General features: G+C 70.2%; 9 protein-coding genes. 3 read left to right on the top strand and 6 right to left on the bottom strand.

The window, feature by feature from the left end; translation table 11 throughout:
* Positions 1 to 28: 28 nt before the first annotated feature.
* Positions 29 to 490: a hypothetical protein gene (locus tag ACF08D_RS00800; protein WP_392220225.1), complete on the top strand. Its 462-nt coding sequence runs from the start codon at positions 29 to 31 to the stop codon at positions 488 to 490.
* 1,444 nt (positions 491 to 1,934) lie between these two features.
* Here the strand turns inward: ACF08D_RS00800 and ACF08D_RS00795 are convergent.
* Entirely contained in the window at positions 1,935 to 3,260 is a 1,326-nt protein-coding gene (locus ACF08D_RS00795; protein WP_392220223.1) for a class I SAM-dependent RNA methyltransferase, read from the bottom strand.
* Between the two features lie 73 nt (positions 3,261 to 3,333).
* Complete coding sequence (locus ACF08D_RS00790) at positions 3,334 to 5,382, bottom strand: APC family permease (RefSeq protein ID WP_392220222.1); 2,049 nt, start codon at positions 5,380 to 5,382, stop codon at positions 3,334 to 3,336.
* A 366-nt stretch (positions 5,383 to 5,748) separates the two neighbouring features.
* Here ACF08D_RS00790 and ACF08D_RS00785 point away from each other — a divergent pair, with 366 nt between their 5' ends.
* Both ACF08D_RS00785 and ACF08D_RS00780 read left to right on the top strand, forming a co-directional pair.
* Positions 5,749 to 6,417: a potassium channel family protein gene (locus tag ACF08D_RS00785; RefSeq protein ID WP_392220220.1), complete on the top strand. Its 669-nt coding sequence runs from the start codon at positions 5,749 to 5,751 to the stop codon at positions 6,415 to 6,417.
* On the top strand, positions 6,417 to 7,097 hold the full coding sequence (locus ACF08D_RS00780; protein WP_392220219.1) for a potassium channel family protein: 681 nt from the start codon (positions 6,417 to 6,419) through the stop codon (positions 7,095 to 7,097). Before ACF08D_RS00785 ends, ACF08D_RS00780 begins: the two co-directional genes overlap by 1 nt.
* 118 nt (positions 7,098 to 7,215) lie before the next feature.
* Here ACF08D_RS00780 and ACF08D_RS00775 read toward each other — a convergent pair whose 3' ends face one another.
* The 4 genes from ACF08D_RS00775 to ACF08D_RS00760 are packed head-to-tail and all read right to left on the bottom strand — an operon-like array spanning position 7,216 to position 11,661.
* Positions 7,216 to 7,974 (bottom strand): DUF3159 domain-containing protein, encoded by a 759-nt coding sequence (locus ACF08D_RS00775; protein ID WP_392220217.1) that lies wholly within the window; start codon positions 7,972 to 7,974, stop codon positions 7,216 to 7,218.
* 3 nt (positions 7,975 to 7,977) lie between these two features.
* The gene (locus ACF08D_RS00770) at positions 7,978 to 8,376 is read right to left on the bottom strand and encodes an OB-fold nucleic acid binding domain-containing protein (RefSeq protein WP_392220216.1); all 399 of its coding nucleotides are present in this window, start codon (positions 8,374 to 8,376) and stop codon (positions 7,978 to 7,980) included.
* A 34-nt stretch (positions 8,377 to 8,410) separates the two neighbouring features.
* Positions 8,411 to 9,097 carry a response regulator gene (locus ACF08D_RS00765; RefSeq protein ID WP_392220214.1) on the bottom strand — a complete coding sequence of 229 codons (687 nt, stop codon included), beginning with the start codon at positions 9,095 to 9,097 and terminating at the stop codon, positions 8,411 to 8,413.
* Positions 9,094 to 11,661, bottom strand: coding sequence for an ATP-binding protein (locus tag ACF08D_RS00760; RefSeq protein ID WP_392220213.1), 2,568 nt, complete (start codon positions 11,659 to 11,661; stop codon positions 9,094 to 9,096). The genes ACF08D_RS00765 and ACF08D_RS00760 overlap by 4 nt, the downstream gene beginning before the upstream one ends.
* Between the last annotated feature and the right edge of the window lie 279 nt (positions 11,662 to 11,940).

Below are 11,940 nucleotides of genomic sequence, written 5' to 3'. Positions count from 1 at the left end.
GCGCGTACCGAGGACTTGTGAGTTGATCATGTCTGGGAAGCAGCAGGTAGAATCGGCGGAGGCCATCGCACGCCAGCTCGCCGAGGAGATGGGTGGGGTCGACCGGTCAGTCTCGGGGCTGACTCCGCTAGTGAGGCGATTTGCAGAAATAGAGTTCGAAGTGCCGGAACTCCCCGACGCGGATGGATATCTTTTCCAGTACGGGCAGGCCAACTGGTTCCCAGAGCCCACTTTCGCTCTCGGGATTGTCCGACAGATTGAATTCGTTGACGCGGCCGGCGAGCACGAATCTTACGTTCAGGTGCAATTCGAATTCAGGTATCCCTTGGATGACGAACTTGATTCCGTAGACAGTCATTCAGAGTGGTGGTTCCCCGGTGACGGGGCCTCGTTCGACAGCTGGCTGGATTCCGTGGATCGAGCTGAAATTTCCAATCTTCTTGCTGCGAAGAGTCCTCGCGATATTGCGATCTGGCAAGAGATGGTTTAGCTGGATCGTTGAATGCTCGAAAGTAGGAGCCCCACCGGTTTGATCTCGGTGGGGCTCCTGCCCGCTTCGCCTTGCAGCCTCCGCTGAGCCGCAGCCGTGGCCAGTAGCGCGTCGTTACTACGTGCATACGAGTCCCTCGAGATTGGCCAGGTGTAGCGCTGACCTAGAGCTCGCAGCAGAAATCGGGAGCCGCGCAGGCTCATGTCGCCTGGCCTGTCCGGCTCATGGCCAGTCAGCTGTGCTCGGCCGGACTAGCCGGGCCCTGGGCGGCCCCGTGCACAAGGTGGCGCGCCGCTACCCGGTGTTCAACGAGTTCGAACCGCCGGTGTATCGACAACCGCCTCCGGTGACCAGCCGACTCGCCGCTCGCCAGGCTTTGTGTCTCCCCGTCGAGCGTGAGGTCAGCCGCAGTCCACCATAGTGAGAGGCGATGCCCCAACACTGCAGCAAGGCAACAGCGCTCCCGTGATCGTGATGGGAGCTGGCCCACACGGTCTTGCGGCCGCCGCACGACTGCGCTCCGGCATTCCGGCCGTGATCCTTGAACTGTCCGCGAAGGGGTCAACCTGCGCGACTTGGTCGCCCCCTGGGTCGTGCTGGACGAGGAACGAGCAACCGCTCGCCGTAGAGGCACAGCCCACCCCGAGGCCGCGCTCCTGTACGTCGCCGGATACGCCAGGTCCCTCACGGGTGTCCTTCGCCGGGCGGGCAACGAGGACATGTCATCGACCGCGGTCTACGACGCGAAACTGTGCGGGCGCCTTTTGCCACCCCTCGCATTGGCGACCGCACCGCCGACACACTCCACAGAAGGCACACTCCGAGTTAACGGGGCCCGGCAGCTCGGCCCTACAGCGGCAGCGTGCCCCCGCAGGACGAGTGGATGGCGTCACGCCTGCGGCCACACAGTCGATGGCCTCCTGGCCGCTGGCCAGGACTGCCGGCATCCTCCCTGTCAGCTCACGGCGACGGGCTGCCGTGGGTCGCGCCCCCACCCTGTAGCGGGTGGGAGGCTGGCCGGACGAGGGAGAAGTTCGCTGCCCCGACGCGGGACAGAGGGCGGATGCTCCTCGGTGACGTAGGTGGCAACCTCACCGCGACCTCGGCGCTCGGCCCGCTGGCCCCCTGCGCGGCAGGCATCACCCTGGCTTCACGAAGGCGGCAAGCCGGACCAGCGCCAGCCGGCGCCCAGCCCCTCATTCCCACGCACAGTTGGACCAGAGTCACCCACCCGACGCTCCGTCGGAACCAGCGTCAGATCAGCGTTAGGAAGGTTGCCCATATGCTGCTACGGACCGTGGAGAATGCCTCGATCATCTCACGAGACGCCCACGAAGCCACAGGTCAAGGCCACTGCCCAGTACCAGGACATGTTCCACGTCGTGCACCTTGGAGAACAGGTCGAGGAACCACCGGCGATCCTCACCAATCCAGAAACAGCAGGTCAGAGCCCCTTTTCAGCAGGCTCCAGAATCGCCACGCACTCCACGTGGTGCGTCATCGGGAACAGGTCGAACGCCCGCAGCGTGCGTACCCGGTAGCCGGCGTCCGCGAAGTAGGCGAGGTCCCGGGCCAGGGCGGCCGGGTCGCAGGCGACGTAGGCGATGCGGCGGGCGCCGAGGCGGGAGAGGTGCTGGACCGTGGCCTTGCCGGCGCCCGCGCGGGGCGGGTCCAGGACGACGAGGTCCACCTCCGTGATGCCCGTGCGCGGGAGGGCCTGCTCCACCTTGCCCTGCTCGATGCGGACGCGCTCGAAGTGCTGGAGGTTGTGCCGGGCGTCCTCCACCGCGCGCTTGCCCGACTCGATGCCGAGCACCGCGCCCTTCTCGCCCACCCGGTCGGCGAGGGCGCCCGCGAAGAGGCCCACGCCGCAGTAGAGGTCCAGCGCGGTGTCGCCCTTCCGGGGCAGCAGGCCCTGCATCACCGCGCGCACCAGGGTGTCGGCGGCCTTCGGGTGGACCTGCCAGAAGCCGCCGTTGCCCACCCGGTAGGTGCGGTCGTCGGCGCGTTCGCGCACGAAGGGGCGGCCGTGGACGCGGTGCACGCCCTTGTCCTCGGCGACCCGCAGGACGGAGACCGGCTTGTCCAGCTCGACCAGCGGGAGGCGGGCGCCCGGGCGGGGGGAGAGGACGACCTGGCGGTCCTGCGAACCGGTCGCGGCGATGGCATCGACCGCGGCCATCCCGGTCCAGTCCCGCTGCTCGATGCCCAGCTCGCTGACGCCCTCCGCCGCGATCAGGCACCGGTCGACCGGCTGGACCTCGTGCGAGCGGTGCTTGCGCAGCCCCGCGCGGCCGGAGGCGTCCACCGCGTACTGCACGCGCGTGCGCCAGGCGGGGACCTCGCCGGCCGGGACCTTGTCGCCCTCGGCGGGCATGACCGTCCCGTCCCAGCCGGCCTCCTCGGGCGTCAGGCCGGCGAGCCGCTTCAGCTGCTCGGCGACGACCTCGCCCTTGAGGCGGCGCTGGGCGCCGGGCTTGGCGTGCTGCCAGTCGCAGCCGCCGCACTTGCCGGGCCCGGCGTACGGGCAGGGCGCCTCCACCCGGTCCTTGGACGCCTCCAGGACGCGTACCGCGTCGGCGCGCAGGAACCGGGAGTCCTCGTGGCCCTCCGTGACCCGCGCGGTGACCTTCTCGCCGGGCAGCGCGTGCCGGACGAACAGGACGCGGCCCTCGTCGGTGCGGGCGATGCAGTGGCCGCCATGCGCGACGGGGCCGACCTCGACCTCGTACTCCACCCCGACGAGCGAGGACTCGGGTGCGTTCTGCATGACGGGGTGACTCCAAGCAATTGACGAGGGCTGCCGCGGCGGCGGCAGCCCTCCAGTCTACGTGCCGGTCCGGTCAGTTCTTGCCGGTCGGTTCCTTGTGGCGCTCGGTGGCCGGACCACGGCGCACGGAGCCCGGGGCGTTCCAGTCCTGGCGCTTCTTCTCGCGCTTCTTGGCCACCTCGGAGGACTGCAGCTGGTACGGGACCGAGGTCACCATCACCCCGGGGGTGAACAGCAGCCGGCCCTTGAGGCGCAGCGCGCTCTGGTTGTGCAGCAGGTGCTCGTACCAGTGGCCCACCACGTACTCGGGGATGATCACGCTCACCGCGTCGCGCGGGCTCTCGCGGCGGATGCTCTTGACGTACTCGACGACCGGGCGGGTGATCTCGCGGTACGGAGAGTCGAGGATCTTGAGCGGGACGTTGATGCCGCGCCGCTCCCACTCCGCGCGCAGCGCCTTGGTCTCGGCCGGGTCGACGTTGATGCTGAGCGCCTCCAGCTTGTCGGAGCGCATCAGCTGGGCGTACGCCACGGCCCGCAGGGTGGGGCGGTGCACCTTGGAGACCAGGACGATCGAGTGGACGCGGGACGGCCGTACGGTGTCGTCGCTGGGCTCGTCCGGGGCGGCGATCTCGCCGGCGACCCGGTCGTAGTGCTTGCGGATCGCGGTCATCGTTCCGTAGAAGATGACCATGCCCAGCAGGGCGACCCAGGCGCCGTGGGTGAACTTGGTGGCGAGCACGACGACCAGCACCAGGCCGGTGAAGAAGGCGCCGAAGGTGTTGATCGCCCGGGAGCGGATCATGCGGCGCCGGACGGCGGGGTCGCGCTCGGTCCTGAGGTGCCGGTTCCAGTGCCGCACCATGCCGGTCTGGCTGAGCGTGAACGACACGAAGACGCCGACGATGTAGAGCTGGATCAGCTTGGTGGAGTCGGCCCCGTACAGCCACACCAGCAGCATCGCGGCGCCCGCGAGGAGCACGATGCCGTTGGAGAAGGCGAGCCGGTCGCCGCGGGTGTGGAGCTGGCGGGGCAGGTAGCGGTCCTGGGCGAGGATCGAGCCGAGGAGCGGGAAGCCGTTGTACGCCGTGTTCGCCGCGAGGAACAGGACGAGCGCGGTGGCGGCGGCGAGCAGGACGAAGAAGAACGTGTGCTCGCCGAAGACGGCGGCGGCGACCTGGGAGATCACCGGGTTCTGCACATAGCCGTCGCCGACGGGGACGCCGTCGCGGATCAGGTCGTGGGCGGGCTGCTCGGCCATCTTGACGTCCGTGGCCATGGCGAGCCCGATGATGCCGCAGAACATGGTGACGGCGAGGCCGCCCATCAGGGCGAGGGTGGTGGCGGCGTTCCTGCTCTTGGGCTTGCGGAAGGCGGGGACGCCGTTGCTGATCGCCTCGACGCCGGTCAGGGCGGCGCAGCCGGAGGAGAAGGCGCGCAGCAGCAGGAAGATCAGCGCGAAACCGGCGAGGCCCTCGTGCTCGGGCCGGATCTCGAAGTCGGCGGTCGGCGCCTTCATCGTCTCGTCGAGGACGATTCCCTTGAACGCGCCCCAGGCGATCATGATGAAGACACCGGCGACGAAGACATACGTCGGAATGGCGAAGAGCTTCCCCGATTCCTTCACACCTCTGAGGTTCATGAGGGTGAGGAGGAGGATTATCACCATGGCCGAGAGAACCTTGTGTTCGACCACGAACGGAATGGCCGAGCCGAGGTTTTCGACTCCGGAGGAGATCGAGACGGCGACGGTCAGTACGTAGTCGACGAGAAGGGCGCTGGCGACGGTCAGGCCGGCCTTGGGGCCGAGGTTGGTGTTGGCGACCTCGTAGTCGCCGCCCCCGCTGGGGTAGGCGTGGACGTTCTGCCGGTACGAGGCGACGACGGTGAACATCAGGACCACGACGGCCACCGCGATCCAGGGGCTGAAGTGGTACGCCGACACACCCGCGATGGAGAGGACCAGCAGGACTTCGCCCGGCGCGTACGCCACGGAGGAAAGCGGGTCGGAAGCGAAGACGGGCAGTGCGATGCGTTTGGGAAGAAGGGTCTCCCCCAGCCTGTCGCTGCGCAGCGCCCGGCCGATCAGGATCCGTTTGGGCACGTCGGTCAGTTTGGACACGCAGAGGATCGTAAGCGCTGGAAAGGGGCGTGGCGCACCCACACCCCTCCTCGCCGGAGAAACTTGCGATCCCTTAACGCGGATGGCACGTGGAGGGAGCGAAAACTTGTGATACGTGCCACCGGCACCCGCTTTCCGCGGCAACCCGCCGTCCCTCGGCGGCGTCCTTCGAACGGCACCCCTTCAACCGGTCGGCGGCGGTGGCCGGAAGGTGCCGCAGCCGCGTCAGCCGCCTCGGATGAGGGCAACTGCCCCGTCGCGGCCTAAGCTCGTCATCGGGCAACACCGCACACAGGCTGAAGAGAGAAGAGTGAGCAGGGTGTTTTCGCAGGTCAGCAGAGTGACCAGGAGTGCGGGGTAAGCAGCGTGCACATCGTCATCATGGGCTGCGGCCGAGTGGGAGCCGCACTCGCGCAGACCCTGGAACAGCAGGGCCACACGGTCGCCGTCGTCGACCAGGACCCGACGGCTTTCCGACGCCTGGGATCGGGCTTCGGCGGGCGGCGCGTCACCGGCGTCGGCTTCGACCAGGACACCCTGCGCGAGGCGGGGATCGAGGAGGCCGGGGCGTTCGCCGCGGTGAGCAGCGGTGACAACTCCAACATCATCGCGGCGCGGGTCGCCCGCGAGATGTTCGGCATCGAGAACGTGGCCGCCCGCATCTACGACCCCCGGCGCGCCGAGGTCTACCAGCGCCTGGGCATCCCGACGGTCGCCACCGTGCGCTGGACCGCCGACCAGATGCTGCGCCGGCTGCTCCCGTCCGGCGCCGAGACCCTGTGGCGGGACCCCAGCGGCGGCGTACAGCTCGCCGAGGTCCACACGTCCCCCTCGTGGATCGGGCACAAGGTCAGCAGGCTCCAGGAGGAGACGGGCGTACGCGTCGCCTTCCTCACCCGGCTGGGCGAGGCGATCCTGCCGACGTCCCAGACGGTGCTCCAGGAGGGGGACCTGGTGCACGTGATGATGAGGACGGACGAGATCGAGAAGGTCGAGGCGTCCTTCGCCGAAGGCCCTGAGGAGGGCGGTCACTGATGCGGGTCGCTATTGCGGGCGCCGGCGCGGTGGGCCGCTCCATCGCGGGCGAGTTGCTGGAGAACGGGCACGAGGTCCTCCTCATCGACAAGGCGCCGACCGCGATCTCGGTCGAGCGGGTGCCGCAGGCGGAGTGGCTGCTGGCCGACGCCTGCGAGATCACCTCGCTGGACGAGGCCGCGCTCCAGCGCTGCAACGTCGTGATCGCCGCGACCGGCGACGACAAGGTGAACCTGGTCGTCTCGCTGCTCGCCAAGACCGAGTACGGGGTGCCCCGGGTCGTCGCCCGGGTCAACAACCCGAAGAACGAGTGGCTCTTCAACGAGTCGTGGGGAGTGGACGTCGCCGTCTCCACTCCGCGCCTGATGTCCGCGCTGGTGGAGGAGGCGGTGAGCGTCGGCGACCTGGTCCGGCTGCTGCGCTTCAGCCACGGCGACGCCAACCTCGTGGAGCTGACGCTCCCGCCGGAGTCGGCGGTGGCCGGTACGACGGTGGGCGACGTCGCCTGGCCGCAGGACACCTCGCTGGTGACGATCATCCGTGGCTCGCGCGTCCTCACGCCGAGCCCGGAGGAGACGCTGGAGGCCGGTGACGAGCTGCTCTTCGTCGCGGCCCAGGCCCGCGAGGAGCAGCTGGAGGACCTGCTCCAGGTGCGCCGCGAGGACGCGCCGGCGGACTGACTCCGCCGCCGCCCGGCGCCGTACAGACGGACGTACGGACGGACAGTGAAGGGCCCGCAGCCGGCTTCCGGCTGCGGGCCCTTCGTGGTGCCGCGTGAGGGCGGGGCGCCCTCTGGCGTCAGGCCTCCGGGGTGCCCGACTGGGCCGCCTGGCGCGCGGCGGCGGCCTTGCGCTCGTTCTCGGCGCGCTCCTCCGCCTCCATCTCGGCGAACACGTCGATCGGCGGCGGCGCCTTGGCGAGGAACAGCCACGTCAGATAGACCGCGAGCAGGAACGGCGGGATCTTCAGGATCACCAGCACCCAGCCCAGCTGGGTGGTGTCCGCCCACCAGTAGAGCGGGAAGAGGATCGCGCACTTGGCGAGGAGGATCAGGCCCCACGCCCAGCTCGCCTTGGCGTACGCCTTCTTGCGGCCGGGGTTGCGGGTGCGCCAGGAGAGGTTCTCCTTGAAGACCGGGCCGAGGATCAGGCCGATCAGCGGGACGCCCGCCAGGGTGGTGATGATGTAGGCGAGGCCGAGGCCCAGCGTGTACAGCATGCCCGGCAGGTAGAAGTCCTTGGCGTTGCCGGTCATCAGCGCGAAGACCACACCGAACGCGACACCGAAGACGCCGCTGAAGGCGTGCTTCACGGTGTCCCGGCGGACCAGCCGGACGGCGACCAGCACCAGGGACACGCCCAGCGCCGCGATCGCGGACAGGTGCAGGTCCTTGTTGATGGTGTAGATCGTGACGAAGAGCAGGCCGGGGAGGACGGTCTCCACCATGCCGCGCACTCCGCCGAAGGCGTCGAACAGGGCCGCCTCGGTCACGGCCCTGGAGTCGTGAGCGCCCTGTGCGTCCTGGTCGCTGGTGGTCGGCTTGTCGGGTGACGTCACCGGCTACTCCTGTCCGAGCGGTCGCAGTTCGTATTTGGGGTTGAAGAGGACCCTGCGGCCATGGCTCATGGAGATCCGGCCGGAGGCGATCAGCTTGCGGCCCGGTTCTATGCCCACGATGGAGCGCCGGCCCAGCCACACCACGTCCAGCGGGGCCGTGCCGTCGAACAGCTCGGCCTCCAGCGCGGGCACGCCCGCGAGCGGACGCAGAGTGACCGTCCGCAAGGTACCAGTCACCTTCACTATCTGGCGGTCGTCGCAGTCCGAGATACGGATGCACCCCGAAGCCTGCGTGTCCTCGCGGAGCTCCTCCGACTCCAGCTCGCCCTGGGAGCTGGAGAGCCGGTCGAGCATCCGGCGGAAACGGCCGGCCTGCTTCTCGGTTCGCGGTGCAGCACTCATACCGAAAGCGTACCGGCCCCCGCTGACGGGCCGGTCAGCGCTCGAACCGGTAGCCCATGCCGGGCTCGGTGATGAAGTGCTCGGGGTGCGAGGGGTCCGCCTCCAGCTTCCGGCGCAGCTGGGCCATGTAGACCCGGAGGTAGTTGGTCTCCGTCCCGTACGACGGCCCCCACACCTCCTGGAGCAGCTGCTTCTGGCCGACGAGCCGGCCGCCGTTGCGCACCAGCACCTCCAGCAGGTGCCACTCGGTGGGCGTCAGGCGGACGTCCCGGCCGTCCCGCTGCACCTTCTTGGCGGCGAGGTCCACGGTGAAGCCGGGCGTCTCCACCACCACGGTGCCGTCGTCGGCGCCGCCGACCGGTTCGGCCCGGCGCACCGCGGCGCGCAGCCGCGCCAGCAGCTCGTCCATCCCGAAGGGCTTGGTGACGTAGTCGTCGGCGCCGGCGTCCAGCGCCTCGACCTTCTCGTCGGAGGTCTGGCGGGCGGAGAGCACCAGGATCGGGACGCGGGTCCAGCCGCGCAGTCCCTTGATCACCTCGACGCCGTCCATGTCGGGCAGTCCGAGGTCGAGTACGACGACGTCGGGGTGGCGGGAGGCGGCCAGTTCGAGCGCGGTCGCTCCGTCGGGGGCCGCGTCGACCTCGTACTTCCGCGCCTTCAGGTTGATCACGAGGGCGCGTACGATCTGCGGCTCGTCGTCGACCACGAGCACCCGCGTCATGAGGGGCCTGCTTTCTCCAGCGAAGGGGATGGTGAGGGGGTGGGGGCGGCGGGGGCCGGGGTGGCCGCCGCCTTGAGCGTGAGGACCATGGTCAGGCCGCCTCCGGGGGTGTCCTCGGCCGTGATGGTGCCGCCCATCGCCTCGACGAAGCCGCGCGCGACGGCGAGGCCGAGGCCCACGCCCGCGCCGCGCGGGGCGTCGCCGTGGCGCTGGAAGGGCGCGAAGATCCGGTCCTTGGCCTCGTCGGGCACCCCGGGGCCGCGGTCCACCACCCTCAGCTCCACCCGGTCGGCCATGGCGCTGGCCGACACCAGGACCCGGGCGGTGTCGGGGCTGTACTTGACGGCGTTCTCGACGACATTGGCGACGGCCCGCTCCAGCAGGCCCTTGTCGACCTCGACCATCGGCAGGCTCTCGGGGATGTCCAGCTCGGCGCTGCCGTCCGGCACTCCGCCGAGGGCCATGGGGACGACCTCGTCCAGGTTGATGGCGCGGATCAGCGGGGTGACCGTGCCGGTCTGGAGGCGGGACATGTCCAGGAGGTTGCCGACCAGGTGGTCGAGGCGGTCGGCACCGGCCTCGATGCCCTCCAGCAGCTCGGCGCGGTCCTCCTCGGACCACTCGACGTCGTCGGAGCGCAGCGAGGAGACGGCCGCCTTGATGCCCGCGAGGGGGGTGCGCAGGTCGTGGCTGACGGCCGCCAGCAGCGACGTACGGATCTTGTTGCCCTCGGCGAGCTTGCGGGCCTCCTCGGCCTCGCCGACCAGGCGCTGCCGGTCCAGGACGACGGCGGCCTGCGCGGCGAAGGCGCCCAGCACCCGGCGGTCCTCGGCGGGCAGCACCCGCCCGGACAGCGCGAGCGCCATGTGGTCGCCGACGGGCATGTCGACGTCGGCGTCCTCGGGGCGCGCCACGGGGCGGCGGCCGACGCTGCCGGCCCTGGTCCACGGCTCGATGTCGTTTTCGCGCTCCAGCAGGGCCACGGACTCCATGGAGAACGTCTCGCGGACCCGCTCCAGCAGGGCGTCCAGCGCGGTCTCGCCGCGCAGCACGCTGCCCGCGAGGAAGGACAGCACCTCGGACTCGGCGCGCAGCCGGGCGGCCTGGTGGGTGCGGCGGGCGGCCAGGTCCACCACGGCGGCCACCGAGACGGCGACGCCGAAGAAGACGGCGATGGCGATGACGTTCCGCGGGTCGGCGATGGTGAACCGGTACAGCGGCGGCGCGAAGAACCAGTTGAGCAGCAGGGACCCGAAGGCCGCCGACGCCAGGGACGGGACGAGGCCGCCGAGCAGCGCGGACGTCACGGTCAGCGACAGGAACAGCAGCATGTCGTTGGCGAGCCCGAGGTCCGCCTCGATGTGGGTGAGCAGCAGGGCGAGCAGGGCGGGCCCGGCGACGCCGGTGAGCCAGCCCCAGATGATCCGGGCGCGGCCGAGGCTGGCGCCGCGGGCGACGGGCAGCCCCCGGCCGCGGCCCCGGGCGACCTCCTCGTGGGTGACGATGTGGACGTCGAGGTCGGGGCCGGAGTCGCGGGCGACGGTGGCGCCGACGCCGGGGCCGAACACGTACTGCCACGCCTTGCGGCGGCTGGAGCCGAGCACGATCTGGGTGGCGTTGACGCCGCGCGAGAACTCCAGCAGCGCGGAGGGGATGTCGTCGCCGATCACGTGGTGGAAGGAGCCGCCGAGGTCCTCGACCAGGGTGCGCTGGACGGCCAGCTCCTTGGGCGAGGCGGAGGTCAGGCCGTCGCTGCGGGCGATGTAGACGGCGAGGATCTCGCTGCCGGAGCCCTTGGCGGCCATGCGGGAGGCCCGGCGGATCAGGGTGCGGCCCTCGGGGCCTCCGGTGAGGCCGACGACGATGCGCTCGCGGGCCTGCCAGGTGGTGCGGATGTTGTGCTCGCCGCGGTACTGCTGGAGGTACTCGTCGACCCGGTCGGCCGTCCAGAGCAGGGCCAGCTCGCGGAGGGCGGTGAGGTTGCCGGGGCGGAAGTAGTTGGAGAGGGCGGCGTCGACCTTGTCGGGCTGGTAGATGTTGCCGTGCGCCATGCGGCGGCGCAGGGCCTGGGGCGACATGTCGACCAGCTCGATCTGGTCGGCGCGGCGGACCACCTCGTCGGGGACGGTCTCCCGCTGCCGTACGCCGGTTATGGACTCGACCACGTCCCCGAGCGACTCCAGGTGCTGGATGTTGACGGTGGAGATCACGTCGACGCCGGCGGCGAGCAGCTCCTCGACGTCCTGCCAGCGTTTGGCGTTGCGGGAGCCGGGGACGTTGGTGTGCGCCAGCTCGTCGACGAGGGCGACCGCCGGCCGGCGCTCCAGCACCGCGTCGACGTCCATCTCGGCGAAGGTGGCGCCGCGGTGGACCAGCTCCCTGCGCGGGATCTGTTCGAGGCCGTGCAGCATGGCCTGGGTACGGGGGCGGTCGTGGTGCTCCACGTACGCGACGGCGCAGTCGGTGCCGCGCTCCACGCGCCGGTGCGCCTCGGAGAGCATCGCGTACGTCTTGCCGACGCCCGGTGCCGCACCGAGGTAGATCCGAAGCTTGCCGCGTCCCATGGCCCCATTGTCGTCTTTGTCGTTCGACTGCTTGTGCGTAGACCTTACGACCAGAGTTCGGGGCGAACGGGACGGGGAGGCCGCCCGGGGGCGTCTTTGACGGGATTCTGATGGCGGGGCGGGGCGGGTGGCCGCCTGCGAAGGAGGCCCCCGGCGGGACCGGAAACGACGGCACGGGCCGCCCCCGATCTGGTCGGGGACGGCCCGTGCCGTGTCGTACGGGGCCCGTGCGCCGGGTCGTACGCGGCCTTGCCGTGTCATACGCGGCCCCTGCCGCCG

Origin of the sequence: Streptomyces sp. NPDC015131 (assembly GCF_043079975.1) — a bacterium.
Lineage (GTDB): Bacteria > Actinomycetota > Actinomycetes > Streptomycetales > Streptomycetaceae > Streptomyces.
The sequence above is the reverse complement of the archived record's forward strand: the minus strand, read 5'-3'. Positions and strand labels throughout refer to the sequence as shown.

Coding starts and splice junctions, on each gene's coding strand:
- ACF08D_RS00800 (WP_392220225.1), top strand. CDS start 29: ATGTCTGGGAAGCAGCAGGTAGAATCGGCGGAGGCCATCGCACGCCAG.
- ACF08D_RS00795 (WP_392220223.1), bottom strand. CDS start 3,260: ATGCAGAACGCACCCGAGTCCTCGCTCGTCGGGGTGGAGTACGAGGTC.
- ACF08D_RS00780 (WP_392220219.1), top strand. CDS start 6,417: ATGCGGGTCGCTATTGCGGGCGCCGGCGCGGTGGGCCGCTCCATCGCG.
- ACF08D_RS00770 (WP_392220216.1), bottom strand. CDS start 8,376: ATGAGTGCTGCACCGCGAACCGAGAAGCAGGCCGGCCGTTTCCGCCGG.
- ACF08D_RS00765 (WP_392220214.1), bottom strand. CDS start 9,097: ATGACGCGGGTGCTCGTGGTCGACGACGAGCCGCAGATCGTACGCGCC.
- ACF08D_RS00760 (WP_392220213.1), bottom strand. CDS start 11,661: ATGGGACGCGGCAAGCTTCGGATCTACCTCGGTGCGGCACCGGGCGTC.